This window comes from Mesorhizobium sp. P2_B11 (assembly GCF_056404855.1).
In genome coordinates this window covers 842,624-867,390 of sequence record NZ_JBFUDF010000003.1, presented here as the reverse complement: position 1 = coordinate 867,390, position 24,767 = coordinate 842,624, and the positions used below count along the sequence as shown (strand labels likewise).

At 63.7% G+C, this 24,767-nt stretch carries 18 protein-coding genes; 9 read left to right on the top strand and 9 right to left on the bottom strand.

The genetic code is table 11. The annotated features are described in order from the left end of the window. Positions 1-5 precede the first annotated feature (5 nt). The 4 genes from AC1DYJ_RS12765 to AC1DYJ_RS12750 form a co-directional block, all read right to left on the bottom strand. Positions 6-710 (bottom strand): hypothetical protein, encoded by a 705-nt coding sequence (locus AC1DYJ_RS12765; protein WP_477281272.1) that lies wholly within the window; start codon positions 708-710, stop codon positions 6-8. A 189-nt stretch (positions 711-899) separates the two neighbouring features. Beyond that, positions 900-2,273 carry a class II 3-deoxy-7-phosphoheptulonate synthase gene (locus AC1DYJ_RS12760; RefSeq protein WP_477281270.1) on the bottom strand — a complete coding sequence of 458 codons (1,374 nt, stop codon included), beginning with the start codon at positions 2,271-2,273 and terminating at the stop codon, positions 900-902. Between the two features lie 137 nt (positions 2,274-2,410). Further along, on the bottom strand, positions 2,411-5,905 hold the full coding sequence (gene mfd / locus AC1DYJ_RS12755; protein ID WP_477281268.1) for a transcription-repair coupling factor: 3,495 nt from the start codon (positions 5,903-5,905) through the stop codon (positions 2,411-2,413). A 129-nt stretch (positions 5,906-6,034) separates the two neighbouring features. Continuing rightward, positions 6,035-6,322 carry an FAD assembly factor SdhE gene (locus AC1DYJ_RS12750; protein WP_477281266.1) on the bottom strand — a complete coding sequence of 96 codons (288 nt, stop codon included), beginning with the start codon at positions 6,320-6,322 and terminating at the stop codon, positions 6,035-6,037. 314 nt (positions 6,323-6,636) lie between these two features. Between AC1DYJ_RS12750 and recG the strand changes: the two genes are divergently transcribed. Further along, entirely contained in the window at positions 6,637-8,745 is a 2,109-nt protein-coding gene (recG, locus tag AC1DYJ_RS12745) for an ATP-dependent DNA helicase RecG (protein WP_477281264.1), read from the top strand. On the opposite strand, the gene AC1DYJ_RS12740 is transcribed toward recG, so the two are convergent. Beyond that, complete coding sequence (locus AC1DYJ_RS12740) at positions 8,697-9,455, bottom strand: DUF502 domain-containing protein (RefSeq protein WP_477281262.1); 759 nt, start codon at positions 9,453-9,455, stop codon at positions 8,697-8,699. The two genes, recG and AC1DYJ_RS12740, sit on opposite strands and share 49 nt — an antisense overlap. A 78-nt stretch (positions 9,456-9,533) precedes the next feature. On the opposite strand from AC1DYJ_RS12740, the gene AC1DYJ_RS12735 reads away from it, so the two are divergent. Then, a complete protein-coding gene (locus AC1DYJ_RS12735) occupies positions 9,534-10,628 on the top strand; it encodes a hypothetical protein (protein ID WP_477281260.1) in 1,095 nt (364 codons plus the stop codon). A gap of 143 nt (positions 10,629-10,771) precedes the next feature. On the opposite strand, the gene glmS is transcribed toward AC1DYJ_RS12735, so the two are convergent. After that, a complete protein-coding gene (glmS, locus tag AC1DYJ_RS12730; RefSeq protein WP_477426095.1) occupies positions 10,772-12,595 on the bottom strand; it encodes a glutamine--fructose-6-phosphate transaminase (isomerizing) in 1,824 nt (607 codons plus the stop codon). Between the two features lie 212 nt (positions 12,596-12,807). On the opposite strand from glmS, the gene AC1DYJ_RS12725 reads away from it, so the two are divergent. After that, complete coding sequence (locus AC1DYJ_RS12725; RefSeq protein WP_477281256.1) at positions 12,808-13,170, top strand: ADP-ribosylation/crystallin J1; 363 nt, start codon at positions 12,808-12,810, stop codon at positions 13,168-13,170. Positions 13,171-13,182: 12 nt separating this feature from the next. On the opposite strand, the gene glmU is transcribed toward AC1DYJ_RS12725, so the two are convergent. The 3 genes from glmU to AC1DYJ_RS12710 all read right to left on the bottom strand — a co-directional run bounded on the left by glmU (position 13,183) and on the right by AC1DYJ_RS12710 (position 16,342). Continuing rightward, on the bottom strand, positions 13,183-14,556 hold the full coding sequence (gene glmU / locus AC1DYJ_RS12720; RefSeq protein WP_477281254.1) for a bifunctional UDP-N-acetylglucosamine diphosphorylase/glucosamine-1-phosphate N-acetyltransferase GlmU: 1,374 nt from the start codon (positions 14,554-14,556) through the stop codon (positions 13,183-13,185). Between the two features lie 212 nt (positions 14,557-14,768). Beyond that, entirely contained in the window at positions 14,769-15,047 is a 279-nt protein-coding gene (locus AC1DYJ_RS12715; RefSeq protein WP_477281253.1) for a hypothetical protein, read from the bottom strand. A 545-nt stretch (positions 15,048-15,592) separates the two neighbouring features. Then, positions 15,593-16,342, bottom strand: a complete 750-nt coding sequence (locus tag AC1DYJ_RS12710; protein WP_477281251.1) for a cytochrome c biogenesis CcdA family protein — start codon at positions 16,340-16,342, stop codon at positions 15,593-15,595. A gap of 218 nt (positions 16,343-16,560) precedes the next feature. Here AC1DYJ_RS12710 and AC1DYJ_RS12705 point away from each other — a divergent pair, with 218 nt between their 5' ends. The 6 genes from AC1DYJ_RS12705 to AC1DYJ_RS12680 all read left to right on the top strand — a co-directional run bounded on the left by AC1DYJ_RS12705 (position 16,561) and on the right by AC1DYJ_RS12680 (position 24,716). Then, complete coding sequence (locus AC1DYJ_RS12705) at positions 16,561-16,938, top strand: COG4315 family predicted lipoprotein (RefSeq protein ID WP_477281249.1); 378 nt, start codon at positions 16,561-16,563, stop codon at positions 16,936-16,938. 334 nt (positions 16,939-17,272) lie between these two features. After that, on the top strand, positions 17,273-19,909 hold the full coding sequence (gene topA, locus AC1DYJ_RS12700; RefSeq protein WP_477281247.1) for a type I DNA topoisomerase: 2,637 nt from the start codon (positions 17,273-17,275) through the stop codon (positions 19,907-19,909). 4 nt (positions 19,910-19,913) lie between these two features. After that, positions 19,914-22,220, top strand: coding sequence for a ribonuclease R (gene rnr, locus AC1DYJ_RS12695; protein ID WP_477281245.1), 2,307 nt, complete (start codon positions 19,914-19,916; stop codon positions 22,218-22,220). Further along, positions 22,220-22,672, top strand: coding sequence for a DUF983 domain-containing protein (locus AC1DYJ_RS12690; protein ID WP_477281243.1), 453 nt, complete (start codon positions 22,220-22,222; stop codon positions 22,670-22,672). Before rnr ends, AC1DYJ_RS12690 begins: the two co-directional genes overlap by 1 nt. An 86-nt stretch (positions 22,673-22,758) precedes the next feature. Further along, positions 22,759-23,499, top strand: a complete 741-nt coding sequence (locus AC1DYJ_RS12685; RefSeq protein WP_477426093.1) for an NUDIX hydrolase — start codon at positions 22,759-22,761, stop codon at positions 23,497-23,499. A 38-nt stretch (positions 23,500-23,537) separates the two neighbouring features. After that, a complete protein-coding gene (locus tag AC1DYJ_RS12680; RefSeq protein WP_477426091.1) occupies positions 23,538-24,716 on the top strand; it encodes an MFS transporter in 1,179 nt (392 codons plus the stop codon). The last annotated feature ends 51 nt before the right edge of the window (positions 24,717-24,767 follow it).

Sequence of the window (24,767 nt, the reverse complement as noted above, 5' to 3'; positions counted from 1 at the left end):
TCCCGCTAGGCGAGGATGTTCACGGCACGCGCCGCCACCAGCGCGATAGTCAGCAGCGAGATCATCGCCTCCGCCATCATCAGCAGCTTGGCACGCTGGCTGAGCGGCAAGGTGTCGGTGGGCGAGAACGCCGTCGCATTGGTGAAGGCCAGGAACACATAGTCGATGAAACCCGGCAGCCAGCCATGGGTTTCACGGTCGGGCAGCGTCATTTGCGGAAACAGGAAGTCGGCCTGGGCACGCTTGACCAAACCGCAGGTCGGCGGCCCGCCCCGGTCGGTGCTCCAGAACCACAAGGCAAATACGATGACGTTGGTGACCCAGATGTTCAGCGCATCGACAAGCAGCGTCGTTCCGGCGCCCGCATGGCCTTCGAGCAGCGCCTTGACCAGCAGAGCCAGTGCCCCGCAATTCATGATGCTGATGACGCCGGTCGTGACCAGCGCCGTCCGGCGGATGTAGACGCGAAACCGGCCGATCGCATACCAATGCTCGTGGTCGACAGCCTTTTGCGTCGCCATCTGTGTCCAGGCGGTCGCGATCGACAGCGGCACAAGCAGCGTCGCCTCGATCACGGGCGCCAGCCAACGCGGCCCGAACGACAGGTTGTTGATGACCAGAAGCTGGAGGCAGATGATGACGAGGACCGCGGCGCGCGCCGACCAGAAGTCAAGCGCGCGGTGGTGAATGATGGCGTGCTCGTGGCGCATGGTGCTGGCGACCGGATGCAGAGGGCTCGGAGCTTCCGCGTTCCGCCTCAATCGTGGTCTTGCAATGGTCGGGCGCGAACACATTTTCGTAAGTTCGGATGTGATGACAGCCCGTCATTCATCGTCAAAAAACGAAAAAAAGCGCCGGATTTCTCCGGCGCTTTTGATCAAGTCAGCCAGCAAACAAGCCTAGCCGTTGGCTACCTGCTTGTGCTGCACCGGATGGCTCTTCTTCAAGAGGTCCGAGACCAGGAATGCCAGCTCGATCGCCTGGTCGGCATTGAGGCGCGGGTCGCAATGGGTGTGATAGCGGTCCTGCAGTTCCTCGGCGGTGATGGCGCGGGCGCCGCCGGTGCATTCGGTGACGTTCTTGCCGGTCATCTCGACATGGATGCCGCCCGGATGCGTGCCTTCGGCGCGATGCACCTCGAAGAAGGTCTGCACTTCCTTGAGGATGCGGTCGAATGGCCGCGTCTTGTAGCCGGCCGCCTCGATCGTGTTGCCATGCATCGGGTCTGACGACCACACCACACTGCGGCCTTCCTTCTGCACCGCGCGCACCAGCTTCGGCAGATGGTCGGCGACCTTGTCGGAGCCAAAGCGCGCGATCAGCGTCAGCCGGCCCGGCTCGTTCTCCGGGTTGAGCAGATCGATCAGCTCCAGCAAGCCGTCAGCCGTCAGCGACGGACCGCACTTGAGGCCGAGCGGGTTCTTGATGCCGCGGCAATATTCGACATGCGCATGGTCGGGCTGGCGGGTGCGGTCGCCGATCCAGATCATGTGGCCCGAGGTGGCGTACCAGTCGCCCGAGGTCGAATCTACGCGGGTCAGCGCCTCTTCGTAGCCGAGCAGCAGCGCTTCGTGGCTGGTGTAGAAATCGGTCTCGCGCAGCGCATAGTTGGTCTCCGAGGTGATGCCGACAGCCTTCATGAAGTCCATCGTCTCGGTGATGCGGTTGGCAAGCGACTCGTATTTTTCACCCTGCGGGCTATCGGAGACGAAGCCGAGCATCCAGCGATGCACATTCTCCAGGCTGGCATAGCCGCCCTGGGCGAAGGCGCGCAAAAGGTTGAGCGTCGCCGCCGACTGGCGGTAAGCCATCTCCTGGCGGGCCGGGTCGGGAATGCGCGACTTGGCGTCGAACTCGATGCCGTTGATGATGTCGCCGCGGTAGCTCGGCAGCGTCACTTCGCCCTTGGTCTCATTGTCGGACGAGCGCGGCTTGGCGAACTGGCCGGCGACGCGGCCGACCTTCACCACCGGCTGCGCGCCGGCAAAGGTCAGCACCACCGACATCTGCAGGAAGACGCGGAAGAAGTCGCGGATGTTGTCCGCGCCATGCTCGGCGAAACTCTCGGCGCAATCGCCACCCTGGAGCAGGAAGGCCTCGCCGTTTGCCACGGCCGCAAGCTGCTTCTTCAGCTTGCGTGCTTCGCCGGCAAAAACCAGCGGCGGAAAGGTGGCGAGCTGGGCTTCCGTGTTCTTCAGCGCCGCAAGGTCCGGATAGGCAGGGACCTGCTTGATCGGCTTTGCTCTCCAAGAATTCGGCGACCATTTCGTCATCGCTGCACCCAAACGCTCTTTCCAGCGGGGCTTTGCCCGCCATTCCCGCCCCATATGGGGTTTGCGGCTCCATACACGAAGCCGATTTCCTATTCTAGACCGGAATTCAAGCGCTGGCGAATGCCGGCCGGCGGCACCTAGGCCTTCTCCACCAGCCGCGCCAGCTGCGTCATGACGACCGCCGAACCTGCCAGCCGCTTCTCCGCCGTCGGCCAGTCGCGGGTAAAGACGACACTGTGGTCGGGCCGGATCTTGGCCAGCGAACCTTGCTCGCCGATGAACTTGACCAGCCCGACCGGGTTCGAAAACTCGCGCTTGCGGAAGTGGATGACGACACCCTTTGGCCCGGCATCGAGCTTCTCGACATTGGCCTTGCGGCAGAGTGCCTTGATGAAGACGATCTTGAGCAGATGTTTTACTTCCTCCGGCAGCGGCCCGAAACGGTCGATCAGTTCGGCGCCGAAGGCATCGATCTCCTCGGTGTTTTCGAGGTCGCCAAGACGCCGATAGAGCGCCAGCCTCAGCTGCAGGTCCGGCACATAGCTTTCCGGGATCATGACAGCGGTGCCGACAGCGATCTGCGGGGACCAGCCGCCATCCTGGACCTCGCCGGAATCCTTGACCTCAGCCACCGCCTCCTCCAGCATCTGCTGGTAGAGCTCGAAGCCGACCTCCTTGATGTGGCCGGATTGCTCTTCGCCGAGAAGATTGCCGGCGCCTCTTATATCGAGGTCGTGGCTGGCGAGCTGGAAGCCGGCGCCAAGCGTGTCCAGCGACTGCAGCACTTTCAGCCGGCGCTCGGCGGTGTCGGTGAGCTTGCGGTTGGCCGGCAGCGTGAACAGCGCATACGCCCGCACCTTGGAGCGGCCGACACGGCCGCGCAGCTGGTAGAGCTGCGACAGGCCGAACATGTCGGCGCGATGGATGATCAGCGTGTTGGCGGTCGGGATATCGAGCCCGGACTCGACGATGGTGGTCGACAACAGCACGTCGTACTGGCCGTCATAGAAGGCGTTCATGATATCGTCGAGTTCGCCCGGCGGCATCTGGCCATGGGCCACCGCCACCTTCAGCTCCGGCACGGATTCGCGCAGGAAATCATGGATTTCGGCGAGATCGCTGATGCGCGGCACGACATAGAAGGAGTGGCCGCCGCGATAACGCTCGCGCAGCAGCGTCTCGCGGATGACCAACGGATCGAAGGGCGAGATGAAGGTGCGCACCGCCATGCGGTCGACCGGCGGCGTAGCGATCAGCGACAGTTCGCGCACACCCGTCAGGGCAAGCTGCAAGGTGCGCGGGATCGGCGTCGCCGACAGCGTCAGCACATGGACATCGGTCTTGAGGTCCTTCAGCCGCTCCTTGTGCTTGACGCCAAAGTGCTGCTCCTCGTCGATGATCAGCAGGCCGAGATTCTTGAACGAGATCGCCGACCCCAGCAGCGCGTGGGTGCCGATGACGATGTCGACCTGACCCTCGGCGATGCCTTTCTTGGTTTCGGCCAGTTCCTTGGCGCCGACCAGCCGCGAGGCCTGGCCGACGCGGATCGGCAGGCCGGAGAAGCGCTGCGAAAACGTCTTGAAATGCTGGCGCGACAACAGCGTCGTGGGCACCACCACTGCGACCTGGAACCCTTCCATCGCCGCGATGAAGGCGGCGCGCAGCGCCACTTCCGTCTTGCCGAAGCCGACATCGCCACAGATCAGCCGGTCCATCGGCTTGCCGGCGCCGAGATCGTCCATGACGGAATCGATCGCGCCCTGCTGGTCCTCGGTCTCCTCATAGGGGAAGCGGGCCGAGAATTCGCCGTAGAGCCCTTCCGCCGGCACCATGGTGGGGGCCGAGCGCATCTGCCGCTCGGCGGCGATGCGGATCAGCTGTCCCGCCATGTCGAGCAGGCGCTTCTTCAGCCGTGCCTTGCGCGACTGCCAGGCGCCGCCGCCAAGCTTGTCCAGCGAGGCTTCGGCTGAATCCGAACCATAGCGCGACAGAAGCTCGATATTTTCCACCGGCAGGAACAGCCGGTCGTCGCCGGCATAGTGGATTTCCAGGCAATCATGCGGCGCGCCGACCGCCTCGATGGTGCGCAGGCCGATGAAGCGGCCGATGCCATGATCGGCATGGACGACGATGTCGCCCGCCGAAAGCGACGATGCCTCGGCAATAAAGTCGGACGCGCGCTTCTTGCGCTTTGAGCGCCGGATCAGCCGGTCGCCCAGAATGTCCTGCTCAGCGACGACGACCAGCTGTTCGGTCTCGAAGCCGGATTCCAGCGGCAGCACGGCAAGCGCCGCCTGCCCCGGCTCGAGCTTTTCCGCCTCTGCCAGCGTTGCCACCGGCACCAGATTGCCGAGATGATGTTCGGCGAGAATCTGGCCGAGCCGGTCGAGTGATCCCTCGGTCCAGCCGGCGACAATGACGCGGCGGCGCGCCGCGCGCTCGTTGGCAATGTGTTTTACGACGACGTCGAAGACGTTGGCGTTGGGGTCGGCGCGTTCCTCGGCAAAGCTGCGGCCATGGCGCGAACCGCCATGGAAGACTTTCCTGGCCCCGACATCGGGCGCATCGAAGGCGGTGAAGTCGATGGCCTCGCGCGGCCCGAGCGACGCCACGAGGTTTTCCGGCGAGAGATAGAGCAGGTCCGGCGCCACCGGCTTGTAGGGCACGGCGTCCTTCAAGGCGGCGTCGGCCTGTTTGCGGCGCGCCTCGTAGTGGTCGAGGATCAGCGTATGGCGCTCGGCCAGCGCCTCATGCGCCAGATGATCGAAGATCACAGGCGCGTCCGGCAGATAGTCGAACACCGTCTCCAGCCGCTCGTAGAACAGCGGCAGCCAGTGCTCCATGCCGGCGAAACGGCGCCCCTCGCTCACCGCCGCATAAAGCCCATCATCGCGCTGCGGCGCGCCAAAGGCCTCGATATAGGAGCGGCGGAAGCGGCTGATGGTTTCCGGCGTCAGCGCCACTTCGCTCATCGCCTGCAGCGCCATCGACTTGCGCTGGCCGGTGGTGCGCTGCGTAGCGGCGTCGAAGACGCGGATCGATTCCAGCGTGTCGCCGAAGAAATCGAGCCTGAGCGCTTCCGTCCAGCCGGGCGCGTAAAGGTCGAGGATGCCGCCGCGCACCGCGAATTCGCCGACGCCGCGCACCGTCGGCACCCGCTCGAAGCCGGAAATCTCAAGCCGCGACACCAGCGCGTTCATGTCGATCTGGTTGCCGGGCCTGGCGTGGAAAGTCTGCGCCTCGACAAGGTCCGCCGGCGGAATGCGCTGCAGCAGCGCATTGGCGGTGGTCAGGATGACGGCGCGATGCGGCTTTTTGGCCAGCGCTATCATTGCGGTGAGCGCATCGAGCCGCTTGGCGGCGGCGTCCGAGCCGGGTGAGACGCGGTCGTAAGGCAGACAGTCCCAGGCCGGCAATTCCAGCACCGGCAGGCCGGGCGAGGCAAAGGTCAGCGCCTCCGTGATTGCCGGCAGGCGCTGGCCATCACGCGCCACGAACAGCACCGGCTTGTCCGGGGCAATCTCATGGATCGCCTGTACCAGCGCAAAGGCTTCGTAGCCGTCGGCGACGCCGTCGACGATGAATTGGCCGGCGCGGCCTTTCGGCAGACCGATTTTTGGGATGAGGCTCATAATTGCACGGTCTTGGTTGTCGCAATTCCCGTGGGAAAACCGCTTCGCACTTTTCCTGGAATTGCTTGTTTAAGTTGTCGCAATTCCGAACGGAAAACCGCTTCGCACTTTTCCTGGAATTGCTTGTGTTCAGAATGTCATGGTCCGGCGCGACGCCAGGATCTTTTGCAGGACGGCACAGTCGATATCCCCGGGAACCGGGCGTTCGCCGGTCACCATGGGCAGGAATTCGGTGTCGGGAATGTCGAGGAGCCTCTCATATTGGTCGATTTCATCGCCGGTCAAGGCGCCGATCTCGTTGTCGGCAAAGGTGCCGAGGATAAGGTCCATCTCGCGCATGCCGCGATGCCAGGAGCGAAACAACAGCTTGCGACGCCTGACATCCAGCCCCTCGCTTGATCGTTTCGTCCCGGTCATGATGCCGCATCCTCACTTGGTGCGGCGCATATAGCGTGGATAGAGGGCGGTGTCAGCCTTGCAACAGGCCGGTGGGCGGCTAAACATCCCGGGTGTGAAGAACATTCCTGACAAGATCGGTGGCGGACATCGCCCGCGCTTTACCCTCCCCCCTATGGGGAGGGTCGGCGAGCACGCTTCGCGAAGCGAAGCGGGTGAGACGGGGTGGGGGTGCGGCGCTGGTGCGCCTCTTTCTTCCGAAGATAGGCGCGCACCGACCCCCACCCCGATCCGCTTCGCGGATCGACCCTCCCCACAGGGGGGAGGGTAAGGAAATGCGCCCTTCTCTCCTCGACCCACTCTTCGTCCCCATCACCTCCCTTGCCGGTGTCGGCCCCAAAGTCGGCGCGCTGATCGAGAAGGTGGTGGCGGCCGATCTCGGCGATCGGCCGGCGCGCGCCGGCGACCTGTTGTTCGTGTTGCCGCACACCGTCATCGATCGCCGCAACCGTCCCGGTATCGCGCTTGCGCCTGCCGGCGCCATCGTCACGCTCGACGTTCGCATCGATCGCCACCAGCCGCCGCCGCGCGGCAACCGCTCGGTGCCCTACCGCGTCTACGCCCATGACGACACCGGCGAGATCGGCCTGACCTTCTTCCATGCCCATGCAGCCTATCTCGAAAAGGCGATGCCGGTGGGCGAACACGTCACCGTCTCCGGCCGCATGGAGTGGTTCAACGGCCGCCCGACCATGGTCCATCCCGACCATATTGCGCTCGCCGGCGACACGGAGAGCTTGCCGCTGGTCGAGCCGGTCTATCCGCTCACCGCCGGCCTGTCCGGCAAAGTGTTGCGGCGCGCCATCGGCCAGGCGCTCGGAAGGTTGCCGGAATTGCCGGAATGGCAGGACGACGCCTTCATGCGCAAGCAGACGTTTCCAGCCTTCGCCGATGCGCTTGCCCGCATCCACTATCCCGCGGACCCGATCGATGTCGCCATCGAGGGATCGGCATGGCGCCGCCTTGCCTATGACGAGTTGCTGGCAGGCCAGGTCTCACTGGCGCTGGTGCGGACAAAGGTGCGCCGCCTGTCGGGCCGGCCGCTGATCGGCGACGGCCGCATTGTCGAGAAGTTACGCGCGGCCCTGCCCTATTCATTGACCGGCAGCCAGGAATTCGCGCTCGCCGAAATCAACGCCGATCTCGCCGACCCCGAACGCATGCTGCGGCTGCTGCAGGGCGATGTCGGCTCCGGCAAGACGGTGGTGGCGCTGCTGGCCATGGCGCGCGCTGTCGAGGCCGGCGGCCAGGCGGCGTTGATGGCGCCGACCGAAATCCTGGCGCGCCAGCATCTGGCGACGATCACGCCGCTGGCCGAACAGGCCGGCCTGCGCGTCGCCATCCTCACCGGCCGCGAGAAGGGCCGCGAGCGCACCGAAACGCTGGCCGGTCTGGCCAGCGGCGAGATCGACATCGTCGTCGGCACCCATGCGCTGTTCCAGGAAACGGTGGCCTACCACGACCTCGTCTTTGCCGTGGTCGATGAGCAACATCGCTTCGGCGTCCACCAGCGGCTTGCCATCACCGCCAAGGGCGACGCCCCCGACATGTTGGTGATGACGGCAACACCGATTCCGCGCACGCTGGTGCTAACCGCGTTCGGTGACATGGACGTCTCCAAGCTGACGGAAAAGCCGGTCGGCCGCCAGCCGATCCGCACCGTCACTTTGCCGCTCGAACGGCTCGACGAACTGGTCGGCCGCATGCTCGACGCCGTCGCTGACGGCCAGAAAATCTACTGGATCTGCCCGCTGGTCGAGGAATCCGAAGAGATCAAGCTGATGTCGGCCGAGGACCGTTTTGCCTCGCTGCAACCCTTGTTCGGCGACCGCATCGGCCTCGTCCACGGCCGCATGAAGGGCGCGGAAAAGGACGAGGCGATGCGCGCCTTCAAGGCCGGCGAAACCCGCATCCTGATCGCCACCACGGTAATCGAGGTCGGCGTCGATGTGCCCGATGCCACGATCATGGTCATCGAGCACGCCGAGCGCTTTGGCCTCGCACAACTACACCAGCTGCGCGGCCGCGTCGGGCGCGGCGATAAACCCTCATCTTGCGTATTGCTCTACAAGGACCCGCTCGGCGAAACGGCAAAGCGCCGGCTGTCGGTGATGCGCGAGACCGAGGACGGCTTTTTGATCGCCGAAGAAGATCTGAAGCTGCGCGGCGAAGGCGAGTTGCTGGGCACCCGCCAGTCCGGCACGCCGGGCTTCCAGGTGGCGCGCATCGAGGCGCATGCGGACCTGCTCGAAGCGGCCCGCGACGATGCAAGGCTGGTGCTGTCGCGCGATCCGGAGCTGCAATCCGAACGCGGCGAAGCGCTGCGCCTGCTGCTCTATTTGTTCGGCCGCGACGAGGCTGTGCGGCTTTTACGCGCCGGCTGAGCCAGGGCGCCAAGCGGCGGGTTGGCGAGGTCTCCGTCGATCGGCTCACCGTTCACCGTCACCATTTTCGGCTTGACCTCGGGCGCCACCAGCCCGGCCGAGACGATCAGCCTGGCACCGTCCTCGATCGTCATGTCGAGCAGCACGATGTCGGATTTCAGCACATACATCAGGAAACCAGTGGTCGGGTTCGGCGTGCACGGCATGAACACGGCGATCATCGGGTCGCCCTCCTGGTCGAGCTTCTGGTTGATCTCGGTCTCCTTCTCGCTGGCGACGAAGACCAGCGACCAGACGCCCTTGCGCGGATATTCCACGAGGCCGACCTGGCGGAACATGTCGCCCTTGTTCGACAGCACCGTCTGGAAAATCTGCTTCAGCGAGCCATAGATGCCGCGCACCAGCGGCATGCGGCCAAGCAGCCGCTCACCGAAATTGACGATGGCGCGGCCGACAATGTTGGCCGTCATGAAGCCGATCAGCGTGATCAGGATGAGCGCCACGATCAGGCCGAAACCGGGAACCGTAAACGGCAGATAGGTGTCGGGGCTGTAGCGTGCCGGAATGTACGGCTTTACCCAGGAATCGACCCAGCCGATGAACGACCAGGCGATATAGGCGGTGATCGCCAGCGGCGCGCAGACGATAAAACCTGTGAGGAAATAATTCCTCAGCCGGGTCATGCCGGAAGTTCTGGGAGCATCGGACATGGTTCACCGGCGCGCGGGTTGCAGCGCAACATTAGAGCATGATCCCGAAAAGTGGGAACTGGTTTTCGGAAAAAGATCATGCCCAGGCAGAAAAAGAGCCGCGGTGATTGCATTTGCATCACAGCGGCTCTTCGAACCCGAAGGCGCTTTGGAACTGCGAAGTTTTTAATTGTGCCGCGGCGCTGGAGCGGTCCGATTTTCCAGCCTCAGCGCCCGGTTTCAGGCCACGGGCCTGCGGAAATTCACCCTGTTTCGGGCGCGCCGTTGACAAAATCCGGAGCGACGGTCAGTCCGGGACAGGAAACGGGGAAGCCCATGCTCAGATTGATTCTTGTGTTCGCTCTGACTGGCATGGCGGGTATTACCCATGCCCAGCAACAGCCTAATGATGGCGTTTCGGCCAAGTCGAACGTTGCCGGCATCGAGTTCGTCACGCTTGATCACCTTCCAAAGGCGCCGGCCTCCGCCGCATCGCAAAAGGGCTGCGACTGGAAGTTGACCGAGCCAAAGACGGCGGGCGGACAGGCTGTTGCAGCGCTGGGCTGGGGCGTCACGGCGGAAGTGCCGCTCGGCGCCTATCAGGCCGTGAGTTTCGCCGGTCAGTTCGCCCCCTCCACCAGTGGCGCCTGCGAGATCGACAAGGGCAATGTTGCCATCTTCTCGGACCGGCAGTTGATCGCTCTGGCCTACGCCGCCAAGGGCGCCAAACAGACCATCGGCAGCATAGCGGTGCTGCAGGAGGGCTTGCGCATCTTGGATGGCGGATTGGTTGCCATGCCCGTCGCGGATATCCATGTCGACGGCAAAAGCCTCGAGGTCGTTCCGGTCGCCGCTGAAGATGCGGTTTGCCAGGGCCTGGGCAAGGTGCCCAATGTCTATGGCAAACCGATCGACCAGGCGCGCCAGTCCTTGATCTCGGCAGGCTGGGCTCCCTTCAAGAATCCCAAGAATCTCGCCACCGACGAGGGGCGATACGGCCTGGAACTGGAACTCAGCAAGCAAGGCATCGTCGAGATCGACATCTGTTCGGGAACAGGCTTCAATTTCTGCAATTTCTACTATCGCAAGGACGCCATGGAACTCTCGGTCAGCACGACCGGCGAGGACGGTTTCCCCCCGGTCGTCGGCTACGGCGCCCAGTGCGACCAAGCCCATTGGCACCAGCCCGATTGAGCCGAATTTCTACTGGCGGGTGAGCATACCTCCCCCTTCGTCATCCACGGGCGGAGCAAGGAGCGAAGCGACGCGGCGCAGACCCGAGGATGACGAAGAGGAAGCGTTGGCGTCATCCGCAACCTTGTCACCGTGCCGAAAAGCTATTCCACCGTCACCGATTTCGCCAGATTGCGCGGCTGGTCGACGTCGGTGCCCATGAAGACGGCGGCGTAGTAGGCCAGCATCTGGATCGGCAGTGCGTAGATGATCGGCGAGATGATTTCGGGCACGTCGGGCAGGATGATCGTCTCCATCGTCTTGACGCTGACCTGCGCCGCGCCCTTGGCGTCGGTGATCAGAATGATCTTGCCGCCGCGCGCTGCCACTTCCTGCATGTTCGACACGGTCTTTTCGAAAATGCGGTCATGCGGCGCAATGACGATGACCGGCATATTCTCGTCGATCAGCGCAATCGGCCCGTGCTTCAGCTCGCCCGCGGCGTAGCCTTCGGCGTGGATGTAGGAGATTTCCTTGAGCTTTAGCGCGCCTTCCATGGCCAGCGGGAAGTTGGTGTCGCGGCCGAGATAGAGCACGTCCTTGTAGCGCGAGATTTCGCGCGCAATGCGCTCTATCTGCTCTTCGAGCTTCAGCACCTGGTTGGCGTAGCGCGGCGCCTCCGAAAGCGCGCGCACCAGCGCCTTTTCCTCGTCCTTCGAGATCGTGCCGCGCGCCACGCCGGCACGCACCGCAAGCGAAGCCAGCACCGAAAGCTGGCAGGTGAACGCCTTGGTCGAGGCGACGCCGATTTCCGGGCCGGCCAATGTCGGCAACACGACATCGGATTCGCGCGCCATGGTCGATTCGCGAACATTGACGATGGCGCCGATCTTCATCCCGGCCTTGCGGCAGTAGCGCAGCGAGGCCAGCGTGTCGGCGGTTTCGCCCGATTGCGAGATGAAGAAGGCGGCATCTTTGTCCGACAGCGGCATTTCACGGTAGCGGAACTCCGAGGCGACATCGATGTCGACCGGCAGCCGCGCATAGCGCTCGAACCAGTATTTCGAGATCAGCCCGGCGAGATAGGCGGTGCCGCAAGCCGAGATCGCCAGCCGGCCGATCTTGGCGAAGTCGAACGGCAGCTCCAACGGCTTCGAAACGCCGGAGACGAAATCGACGTAATGCGCCAGCGTGTGCGAGATCACTTCCGGCTGCTCATGGATTTCCTTTTCCATGAAGTGGCGGCGGTTGCCCTTGTCGACCATGAAACTGGTCGACAGCGACTGCTGGCGCTTGCGGGCTACCTTGTTGCCGTCAATGTCGAAAATGGTCACGCCGCCGCGGCGCACCACCGCCCAGTCACCGTCTTCGAGATAGGTGATGGAATTGGTGAAGGGCGCGAGCGCGATGGCGTCCGAGCCCAGAAACATCTCGCCATCGCCATGGCCGACGGCCAGCGGCGGGCCGTTGCGGGCGCCGACAATGAGGTCTTCATCGCCCGTGAACATGATCGCCAGCGCAAAGGCGCCTTCGAGCCGCTTCAGCGCCTGGTGCGCGGCCTCGATCGGCTTCAACCCTTTGGCGAGTTCCCGCGCCACCAGATGCGCCACCACCTCGGTGTCGGTCTGCGACGAGAAGGCGTAGCCGTCGCGGATCAGTTCGTCGCGCAGCTCGGCGAAATTCTCGATGATGCCGTTATGGACGATGGCAACGCCGTCGGAAAAATGCGGATGCGCGTTGATCTCGTTGGGCACGCCATGCGTTGCCCAGCGTGTGTGGCCGATGCCGATCGTGCCGTCGAGCGGCTCGTCCTTCAGCCGGCGTTCGAGGTTGATCAGCTTGCCTTCGGCGCGGCGGCGGCCGAGCGCGCCTTTCTCGACCGTGGCGACGCCTGCCGAGTCATAACCGCGATACTCCAGCCGCTTCAGCGCGTCGACAATGAGCGGCGCGACCTGTTGCTGGCCGACAATTCCGACGATACCGCACATGCGCCTGCCCCCGATTCCCGATGGAAAACCAGCGCTATCTAGGGATTGCCGGCCCGCCGCGAAAGTCACTTTGCGTTTCGTCCGATGTAACGGAACGCTTCTCAACCCGATGCACCATGACAGGCCGCTCTTGCAATCCGGTTACTGCAATTGCTCGATTTTTCAGGCGTCTGGTTCTCGTTTTCGCAATATCTGGCTAAGGTCCGGCCATGATGAGCCAAGCCACCGTCACACTCTGGCGTCCTGTTGGACCGAAGGAACTGGAACTGATCGAGGCGTCGGGGATGCGCGAATTCCCGCCGCGCCTGCCCGATCAGCCGATCTTCTATCCGGTTCTGACCGAGGCCTATGCGACGCAGATCGCGCGCGACTGGAACGTGCCGGCGAGCGGCTCGGGCTTCGTTACCCGGTTCGACGTGCTGAAAAGCTTCCTCGACCGTTACAAGGTCGAACATGCCGGCAGCAGGGCGCATCTGGAATACTGGATTCCGGCCGAAGACCTCGCCGATTTCAACAAGGCGATCGTCGGGAAGATCGAAGTGACGGCCAGCTTCGGCAAAGAAGCGGACGACTGATTGCCAAGGTCCCTAGTGGTCGGCGGCGGCCTTCTTTTTCGCCGCCGCAGCTGACGCAAAGCGCTCGCGTATTTCCTTGCCCTTGCCGGGGATCGTCTTCTGGCGGGCGCGGCCGAAGGCCAGTGCGTCGTCGGGCACGCTTTCGGTGATGACGGAGCCCGAGGCGATGTAGCCGCCCTTGCCGATGGTGACCGGCGCAACCAGTGACGAATTCGAGCCGACAAAAGCACCCTCGCCGATGTCGGTGAAGAACTTCGAATAGCCGTCATAGTTGCAGGTGATGGTGCCGGCGCCGATATTGGCGCCCGCACCCACACGGGCATCGCCGATATAGGTCAGATGGTTGACCTTGGCGCCTTCCTCGACCGTCGCCTGCTTGACCTCGCAGAAATTGCCGACCTTGGCCTTGTTCCGGAGATCCGCGCCCGGCCGCAACCGTGCAAACGGGCCGACCTCGCAATTCGAGGCAATGGTGGCACCGGTGAGGTGGCTGAAGGCATGGATGGTGGAGCCGGTAGAAATCTTGACGCCGGCACCGAACCAGACATTCGGCTCGACCACCGTATCGGCGCCGATCTCGGTGTCGTGCGAGAAATAGACAGTCTCCGGCGCGATCAGCGTGACGCCGGACAGCATCGCCTCATGCCGGCGGCGCTGCTGCCAGATGCCTTCCGCCTGCGCCAGTTCAGCACGGTTGTTGATGCCGAGCGCGCTCTCGAAGCTAGCTTCGGTGGCGACGACATCCAGGCCTTTCGCGCTGGCGATCTCGACGATGTCGGTGAGATAATATTCGCCCTTGGCGTTCTTGTTGCCGACTTCATCGAGCAGTTTCAGCGCATGAGCGCCGGCCACCGCCATCATGCCGGCATTGCAGAAGCCGATCTTTTTCTCCTCCGCGGAACAATCCTTTTCCTCACGGATGGCGGTGAGCTTGCCGTCCTTTTCGATCAATCGGCCATAGCCGGTCGGATTGGGCGGACGAAAGCCGACGACGACCACAGCGGCACCGTCGGCCAGCTTTTGCCGCGCATTCGTCAGCGCTTCGGCATCGATCAGCGGCGTGTCGCCGAACATCACGAGCACATCGTCATAACCCTTTGATATCGCTTCGCGCGCGGCCAGCACGGCATGCGCGGTGCCAAGGCGCTTCTCCTGCACGAACGTTTCGGCCGTGGGCGCGAATTTCGCGGCTGCCTTGCGCATCTCGTCGGCGCCATGGCCAATCACCAGCGCCTGGCTGGTAGCGCCGGCGGCTTCCGCCGCCTTCACCACATGCGCCACCATCGGCAGCCCGGCAATCTGGTGCAGCACCTTCGGCAGCGCACTCTTCATGCGCGTGCCTTCGCCGGCGGCGAGGATGACGGACAGGCAGGATCTCTGGCTCATGGAAGGACAACCGTATGGAAGGGATCAGGAATCGGAGAGTGGTAGCATCTGGCGCCATGCTGCACCAATGCGGTTAAATTCCGGTGAGACGGTAGGGCAGCTGAGTTTCAATTCAGCAGGTCATGGGTTCGTATCCCGGTGCTCATCATCGTCCCGACACCGGCCGGATCAGGATACCGGCACTCGACAAGCTCTTGTGACGGCGAGAGCGGCTAGTGCCGGACACGGTCTCCATAGTACGGCGGCGCGGGGCTTGCCTCGCCGCGTGGTGAAACCCGCTGGTAGATCAGGCGAAATACCAGACCGATGTACCCGACCTGTAGGATAATCAGGGCGAGCAAAGTCCAACCGAACGCACTCCAGATGGAACCGGTCACTATGTAAGCCCAGATCGCCACGCCGAGCGACGTCGCAAACATGCCCACCAGAAATTGCGGAAAGTACATAGCCTGCTCAGCACCCAACGTTCTGGCGAAGTAGAAGGCTTTCACACCGGCCCTAATGGCTCGCCGCATTAATTTGAATCAAATCCAACTGAAAATCTTTCCTTTTCATTCAGGCGTGCGAAACATAAGGACGCGCATAACATCGATTGCCCGTTCTGGTAGGTTCCGGCCCCCGTCCATTGTGCTGTACGGGGCACCGAGGCGGCATCAGCCGCCTCGGTCGACGCGGGCTTGGAGCACATCCCAACAATGTTGCCCCCGCAGTCTGCGTCGACCACCACAGTGCAAGCGTCGTGCCGGCAAAATCCGACCTATTACGAGGCACACCCGGCCTCAGGCGTTTCATACGGGCGCGTTTCGTTTTGGCCGTTGTTCCACTGTGGGAAAGTGCCCGCGCGTCCTGCGCCAACCCTTCGAGCGATGCATCATCATCCCCGCAACCGAATGCCAGGGCGGATCCTGGTTCAGGCCGCAATGCGCTCGGCGCGAATCTAGAGGCGCGACCAGGCGCCAACCTCGTACCTGCCGACTACAACGCTTTGATTTGCAACGACTTCGAACACGAAAATTGGCTCGGCATCAGACAAAAATCATCCCAGCCGTCCCAGCACCGGAAAATTCTCCAAGAGCCAGTAGGACACCGTCTGCACTCCACCGGTGAGAAAAAACACGCCGGCGACGACCAGCAGAGCGCCGATTGCCTTTTCCACACGGCCGAGATGGACGCGGAATTTGCCGAGGAAGCGCATAAAAGCGCCGGAGAACAAGGCGGCGATCAGGAACGGGATGCCGAGGCCAAGCGAATAGGCGGCAAGCAGAAGGGCGCCCTCGCCCACCGTCTCGCTGCCGCCCGCCAGCGTCAGGATCGGCCCGAGCACTGGGCCGATGCAGGGCGTCCAGCCGAAGGCGAAGGCCAAGCCCATGACATAGGCGGCGACCATGCTGGCCGGCTTGCCCTGTGACTGGAAGCGCGCCTCGCGCGACAGCAACGGAATGCGCAGGATGCCGAGAAAATTCAGCCCCATCAGGATGATCAGCACGCCGGCGGCCATCGCCAGTTGCTCCTGCCAGACGCGCAGCCAGTGGCCGATTGTCGAGGCGCCGGCGCCGAGTGCTACGAAGACCGTGGAAAAGCCGAGCACGAAGGCGATCGAGGAATAGAGCAATGCCCCGCGCGCGCCGGCCTTGGCGGTGACGCCGGCATCATCGCCGCGAAAATCGTCGACCGACACACCGGCCATGTAGCAGAGGTAGGGTGGCACCAGCGGCAGCACGCAAGGCGACAGGAACGAAAGCGCCCCCGCCCCGACCGCGCTGACATAGCCGATGTCCAATGCCATCCCGAAACTCCAGATTCGTTGCGCCGATATAGCGACGCAAAACCATGTTCGCCAATCACCATCGTGTGGCATTTGGCTACAGGTACGACCCCGCCGGAGGAATTGTTACCGGCCGATCGTCAGATGACCAGGCCAGGGAAGAAACGTCCCTCGCCAAGCGTTCACAGAGCGAAGCCGCGATTTCTGCGCGCTTCTTCGGATAGCCCAGGGAGATTTCCATGAAAACGATCACTGTTGGCCTGGCCGCGCTTTTGCTCAGCACCGCCGCATCCTTTGCCGCCGAAGCGTGGAAGGAAGCCGAAGTCAACGGCACCAAGATCTACACCGATGCCAATGGCATGACGCTCTACACCTATGACAAGGACGAGAAGGGCAAGACCAACTGCTACGACAAATGCGCCACCAACTGGCCGCCGCTGAAGGCCGAGGACGGCGCGAAGGCGGACGACGAATGGACCATCGTCGACCGCACCGACGGCACCAAGATGTGGGCCTATGACGGCAAGCCGGTCTACACCTTCATCAAGGACAAGAAGGCTGGTGACGTCACCGGCGACGGCGTCGGCGAAGTCTGGCATATCGTCAAGGCCGACTGATCTTTCGAACCTCTGCTCCCGCCGATCGGTGGGACTCAGCTGGCTGCCGGCTCCAAACGACCCGGCAGCCGGTTTCGTTTTGCCGCACCTCGCAAGGACCGACAAGCGCGCCATCCCGAGTCGTTTGCGCAACACTTGGCGCCCAAACCGCATGTCCTCGAATTCTGTGATTTTCTCCATACACTCTTAGAGTGTATTGCTGCCGACGTGCCGGCAATTTGGCCGCCTCCCCTTGACCGGATGCAAAAGCGCGGCCATGTGAGCGGCAAATAGAACGAGATTTCGTCGCGCGCAGCGGAATCCTTCTGCCGCACCACAGCTGATATGAGAACTCATGGACGTCGTCGTCGTCGAATCGCCGGCCAAGGCAAAGACAATCAACAAATACCTCGGCAAGAACTATAAGGTTCTGGCCTCGTTCGGCCATGTCCGCGATCTGCCGGCCAAGGATGGCTCGGTGCGTCCGGACGAGGATTTCGCCATGTCCTGGGCGGTCGACACCGCATCGGGCAAGCGCCTCGCCGACATCGCCAAGGCGGTCAAGGACGCCGACGGCCTGATCCTCGCCACCGACCCGGATCGCGAGGGCGAAGCCATTTCCTGGCACGTGCTGGAAGTGCTGAAGCAGAAGCGCGCGCTGAAGGACAAGCCAGTCAGCCGCGTCGTCTTCAACGCCATCACCAAATCGTCGGTGCTGGAAGCGATGGCCAATCCGCGCCAGATCGATGGACCGCTGGTCGATGCCTATCTGGCCCGCCGGGCGCTCGACTATCTCGTCGGCTTCACGCTGTCGCCGGTGCTGTGGCGCAAATTGCCGGGCGCCCGTTCGGCCGGCCGCGTCCAGTCGGTGGCGCTGCGCCTGGTCTGCGACCGCGAATCCGAAATTGAACGCTTCATCCGCGAGGAATACTGGCAGATCGCCGCTCTGCTCGGCACGCCGCGCAACGACACTTTCGAGGCGAGGCTGACCGCTTTCGAGCGCAAAAAGCTGCAGAAGCTCGACATCGCCAACAAGGCGCAGGCCGACGACATCAAGGGCATGCTCGAGGGCGCGACCTTCAAGGCGCTGTCGGTGGAAGCCAAGCCGACAAGGCGTAATCCCGGCCCGCCCTTCACCACCTCGACGCTGCAGCAGGCGGCCTCCTCTGGCCTCGGCTTTTCGGCCACGCGCACCATGCAGGTGGCGCAGCGCCTCTATGAAGGCATGGAGATCGGCGGCGAGACCACCGGCCTGATCACCTATATGCGAACCGACGGCGTGCAGATGGCGCCGGAGGCGATCGATGCCGCACGTGACGCCATCGCTAAGGAATTCGGCGCACGATATCTGCCGGAAAAGCCGCGTCAGTACACCACCAAGGCCAAGAACGCCCAGGAAGCGCACGAGGCGATCCGCCCGACCGATTTCATGCGCACGCCGGCTTCGGTCAGGCAGTATCTCGATTCCGACCAGCTGCGGCTTTACGAGCTGATCTGGAGGCGCGCTATCGCCAGCCAGATGCAGTCGGCCGAGATCGAGCGCACCACGGTTGAGATCGAGGCGGTCAACGGCGCCCGCACGGCGGAACTTCGCGCCGTCGGCTCGGTCGTGCGCTTCGACGGCTTCATCGCCGCCTACACCGACCAGAAGGACGACGACGCTGAGGACGAGGAAAACCGCCGTCTGCCCGAGATTCGCGCCGGCGAGCAGCTTGCGCGACAGGCCATCAACGCCACCCAGCACACCACCGAGCCGCCGCCGCGCTATTCCGAGGCGTCGCTGATCAAGAAGCTGGAAGAGCTCGGCATCGGTCGTCCTTCCACCTACACCGCGATCCTGAAGACGCTGGAAGACCGTGACTACGTCACCATCGACAAGCGCCGGCTGGTGCCGCAGGCCAAGGGCCGGCTGCTGTCGGCCTTCCTCGAAAGCTTCTTCGAGCGCTATGTCGAATATGACTTCACCGCCTCGCTGGAAGAAAAGCTCGACGAGATTTCCGACGGCAAGCTCGCCTGGAAGGACGTGCTGCGCGACTTCTGGAAGGACTTTTCCGGCGCAGTCGCCGACATCAAGGAACTGCGCGTCACCGACGTGCTCGATGCGCTGAACGAGGAACTGGCGCCGCTGGTGTTCCCGGCGCGTGAAGACGGTTCCAACCCGCGCATCTGCCCGAAATGCGGCACCGGCAATCTGTCGCTGAAGCTCGGCAAGTTCGGCGCCTTTGTCGGCTGCTCGAACTATCCGGAATGCTCCTTCACCCGCCAGCTCGGCGACGCCGCCAACCCGAATGGCGAGAATGGCGGCGGCGAGGACGGTACCAAGGTGCTGGGCAAGGACCCTTACACCGCGGAGGAAATCACGCTGCGCTCTGGCCGCTTCGGCCCTTACATCCAGCGCGGCGACGGCAAGGAAGCGAAACGTTCCAGCCTACCCAAGGGCTGGACGCCGGACTCGATCGACCACGAGAAGGCACTTGCCCTGCTCTCTTTGCCGCGCGATGTCGGCAAGCATCCGGAGTCGGGCAAGATGATTTCGGCCGGGCTCGGCCGCTACGGTCCGTTCGTGCTGCATGACGGCACCTACGCCAATGTCGAGAGCATCGAGGACGTGTTCTCGATCGGCCTCAACCGCGCTGTCTCGGTCATCGCCGAGAAGCAGCTGAAGGGCAAGGGCGGCCGCAATGGCGGCACGGCCGCAGCGCTTAAGGAGCTCGGTGACCATCCCGATGGCGGCGGCAAGATCGTCGTGCGCGACGGCAAATACGGACCCTACGTCAACTACGGCAAGGTCAATGCGACGCTGCCCAAGGGCAAGGATCCGCAGTCGGTGACCGTCGAGGACGCGCTGGCGCTGATCGCCGAGAAGGAAGCGAAGGGCGGTGGCGGCAAGAAGCCGTTCCGTAAGGCCGCAGCGGCCAAGGCGCCTGCAGCCAAGAAAACCACAGCCAAGAAGTCGGCAACCAAAAAGCCGGCGGCGAAGAAAAAGGGATAGCAGCGTGGCGCGCAGGATCACCGGTAGAAGCCACGGCGATCCGCGTACCGCCGACACCAGGGCCAAGGTCAAGGACGACTACCGGCCCTCGCGTGACGAAATCCTGCGCTACATCGCCGAGAATCCCGACCGCGCGGGCAAGCGCGACATCGCCAAGGCGTTCGCGCTGCGCGGCGACGACCGCATCTGGCTGAAGGACATTTTGCGCGACCTGCAGGACGAAGGTGTGTTGACCAAGGAGCGCAAGCGGCTCGCCCGCGTCGGCGCCTTGCCGCATGTCGCCGTACTCGACATTTTCGGCCGCGACGGCGATGGCATTCTGCTGGCGCACCCGGCCGAGGCCGTCGGCCCGGGCGAACCGCCCGTCGTCTCGATCCGCGTCTCGCGCGGCGGCAATGGCCCGCAGCCCGGCATCGGCGACCGCGTGCTGGCAAAAACCTTCCCGACCGATGAGCCGACCGGCCCCGCCTATACCGGCCGGGTGATGAAGATTTTCGAGAAGCGGACCGATGCCGTGCTCGGCGTCTTTCGCATCCTCCAGGATGGCACCTTCCTCATCGAGCCGGTCGAACGCCGCCAGCCCGAACTGATCGTCGACAAGGAATTCCAGAACGGCGCCAGGAATGGCGACCTCGTCGAGGTCGAACCGGCGCGGGCCTCCCGCTACGGTTTGCCGCGCGCGAAAGTGCTGGCGGTGCTGGGCTCGCTGACCAGCGAAAAGGCGGTCTCGATGATCGCCATCCATGCCCACGACATTCCGCACATCTTTCCGGCCGACGTCATCGCCGAGTCCGAAGCGGTCAAGCCGGCCACGATGGATCACCGCGAGGACTGGCGCGACCTGCCGCTGGTCACCATCGACCCGGCCGACGCCAAGGACCATGACGATGCTGTGTTCGCCACGGCCGACCTCGACGAGAAGAACCCCGGTGGCGTAATTGCCACCGTCGCTATCGCCGATGTCGCGGCCTATGTCCGCTATGGCACCGCGCTCGACCGCGAGGCGCTGAAGCGCGGCAATTCGGTCTATTTCCCCGACCGCGTCGTGCCGATGCTGCCCGAGCGCATCTCCAATGATCTCTGTTCGCTGCGCGAAGGCCAGGACCGGCCGGCGCTTGCCGTGCGCATGACTTTTTCGGCCGACGGCCGCAAGCTGCGCCACACTTTCCACCGCATCATGATGAAGTCGGCGGCCAAACTCGCCTACCCGCAGGCGCAGGCCGCTATCGACGGCGTGCCCGACGACAAGACCGGCCCAATCCTCGACACCGTTCTGAAGCCGCTGTGGGACGCCTACGCGATCCTCAAGCGCGGCCGCGACGGGCGCCAGCCGCTGGAGCTCGATCTGCCGGAGCGCAAGATCATGCTCAAGCCGGACGGCACGGTCGACCGCGTCATCGTCCCAGAACGGCTCGAAGCCCACAAGCTGATCGAAGAGTTCATGATCCAGGCCAATGTCGCCGCCGCGGAGACGCTGGAGGCGAAAAAACAGGCGCTGGTCTACCGCGTCCACGATGCACCATCGCTGGCCAAGCAGGAATCGCTGCGCGAATTCCTGCAAACGCTCGGCCTGTCGCTGGCGCGCGGCGCGCAGATGCGGCCCGCCCAGTTCAACGGCATTCTCGATCGCGTGCGCGGCGGCGACAATGAGGCCCTGGTCAACGAAGTGGTGCTGCGTTCGCAGAGCCAGGCTGAATATTCGCCCAAGAACATCGGCCATTTCGGCCTCAACCTGAAGCGCTACGCGCATTTCACCTCACCCATCCGCCGCTATGCCGATCTGATCGTGCATCGCGGACTGATTGCCGCACTCGGGCTTGGCCCGGGCGGCTTGACGCAGGATGAAGAGGCGCGGCTGGAAGACGTGGCGGTGCTGATCTCCGGCACCGAGCGCCGCGCCATGGCGGCGGAGCGCGACACGGTCGACCGGCTGATCGCCGCCTATCTCGCCGAGCGCATCGACGACCGGTTTGACGCGCGCATCTCCGGTGTCACCAAATCAGGACTATTTGTCCAATTGCCGCAGTTTGGCGCGGATGGTTTCATCCCGGTGTCAAGTCTGAACGGCGATTACTATATATACGACGAAACCGCGCGATCGCTGTTCGGAGAGCGCACCGGCAAGGGATATCAGCTTGCCGACCGCGTCGAGGTTCGCCTGATCGAGGTGGCGCCGATGGCCGGCGCGATGCGTTTCGAAATGCTGACCGACCCGAAGCCCCTGCCCGGCTCCAAGAGGTCGTTTCACAAGGCAAAAGGCCGCGCCCGCGCGTCGCAATCGCGCCCGGGGTCGCGCGGCAGGAGACGATAATGGCAACCAAACTGGGTATCCAGGAACAGGTTTTCGGCGGCGAGCATCATTCGGGCCGGGTCGCCCGCCCGCTGTGGACGGCGATGAAGCGCGGTGCGCTTGGCCGCTGTCCGCATTGCGGCGAAGGCAAATTGTTTATCGGCTTCACCAAGAGCGTCGACAAATGCAGCGTCTGCGGCGAGGAGCTCTACCACCACCGCGCCGACGACCTGCCCGCCTATCTCGTCATCGTCATCGTCGGCCACATCGTGCTTGGCGCCTTCATGGCTGTCGAGGCGACCTCGACGCTCTCTATGTGGCAGCACATCGCCATCTGGGTGCCGCTGACCATCGTTTTGTCTCTCGTCTTGCTGCAACCGGTCAAGGGCGCCGTCATCGGACTGCAATGGGCGCTCTATATGCACGGCTTCGGCGGCGAAAAGGACGGGACCGAGTCACGTCCCGGAACCTGACCCACGTCGGGCAACGCCGCCTGGCGCAACATGCCGACCGTGAAAGGCCACTTTCGTTTGCCAGAAGTTTCCGCTAGGTCCAGCGCATGGAAGGTATGACCAAGGCGGAAGTCAGCAGGATGGACCGTGGCGCGGCCGCCCATAGCGGCCAGCCCATACGTCCTCGCGATGCCGCCACCTTGATCCTGCTCGACCGCAAGGGCGACGAGATTCTGGTGCTGATGGGCCGGCGCCATGCCGGCCACGCCTTCATGCCCGGCAAATTCGTCTTCCCCGGCGGCCGCACCGATCCGGCCGACAGCCGCATCGCCGTCGCCACCCCGCTTTATCCCGAGGAAGAAACCAAACTCACCGCCAGCGTCGGCCGCATCAGCCCGTCGCGGGCCCGCGCCATCGCGCTCTCTGCCATCCGCGAGACCTATGAGGAAGCCGGCCTGCTCATCGGCAAGAAAGGCGTCTTCGCCACCGACAAGCGCGACTGGCAGGGCTTTGTCGAACATGGCGTGCAGCCTTCGCTGGCGCCACTACGCTTCATTGCCCGCGCCATCACCCCGCCCAATCGGGTGCGTCGTTTCGACACCCGCTTCTTCAGCGCCTGGCGCAGCGCCGTCGCCGTCGAACTGCCGGATGGCGGCCCGACCAATGAGCTGGAAGAGCTGGTCTGGTTGCCGTTGACCAAGGCCAGAGAGGCCGATATTCCCGACATAACCCGGACGATCCTGCAGGATCTGGAAAAGCGGCTTGCCGACGATCCGCGCCTGCACCCCGGTGGGACCGTGCCGTTCTATCGGCTTGTCCGCAACCGCTTCGTTCGCGAAATTCTTTAGCCCCCGAAATTCTGTAGCATCGAGTATTTAGGCATCCCATGACGGTCGATACCCAAGAAGAGGGCGACGAACGCGTACACTGGCTACCGATGGTGGCTGCGATCTCGTCCATCAGCGTCGTCGGCATCGCCATCGGCCTCGGCATGCCGCTGCTCAGCGTCATTCTGGAGTCGCGCGGCCATTCGGCTTCGATGATCGGCCTCAACACCGCGGTCGCCGGCCTCGCCTCGATCGCCGGCGCCCCGCTGGCCACCCCGCTGGCCATGCGCTTCGGCGTCGCCTGGACGATGGTTGCCATGATCGCCGCCGGCGCGCTCGCCTTTGTCGGCTTCCATTTCGCACCCGATTTCTGGATGTGGTTCCCGCTGCGCATCGTGCTGCACATTGCGCTCACGGTGCTGTTCATCCTGTCGGAATTCTGGATCAGCACCTCGGCGCCGCCGCGCCGGCGTGGCCTGGTGCTCGGCATCTACGCCACCGTGCTGTCGCTCGGTTTTGCCGCCGGGCCGTGGATCTTCGCCCATATCGGCAGCACCGGCTTCAGGCCGTTCGGCGTCATCATCGTCCTGGTGGCGCTGGCAGCGATTCCGGTGCTGGCGGCGCGCAACGAGAGCCCCACGATTGTGGTCGACGGCGAGACAAGCCACTTCCTGCGCTACATCTGGCTGGTGCCGACAGCTACCGCCGCCGTGCTGGTGTTCGGCGCGGTCGAAACCGGCGGCTTTGCGCTGTTCCCGGTCTACGGCAGCCGCATCGGCTATTCCGAGGCGGATGCAGCCCTGCTGCTCACCATGATCGGTCTAGGCAACGTGCTGCTGCAGATCCCGATCGGCATGATCAGCGACCGCGTCAGCGACCGCCGCTATCTGCTTTTGGCCTGCGCCACCGTTGGGCTTGCCGGCACCATCTTCATGCCGTTCTTCGCCCAGAATTGGCACCTGATGGCGGCCCTTCTGTTCGTCTGGGGCGGTGTCGTCGCCGCCATGTACACGATCGGCCTTGCCCATCTCGGCTCGCAGCTTTCCGGCCATGAACTGGCTTCGGCCAACGCCGCCTTCGTGCTTTGCTACGGCGTCGGCATGGTGCTCGGACCACAGGCGATCGGCATCGGCATGGATGCTTTCGGGCCCTCCGGCTTCGGCTGGTCGCTCGGCCTGTTCTTCGGCGCCTACATCGCCCTGGTCAGCGTCAGGCTGATCCGCAAGCTCCTGCTGTAGCCCGCGGCGGCAAGCCCCTTTTCACGACGCAAAGACATGGCTGCTGACAGA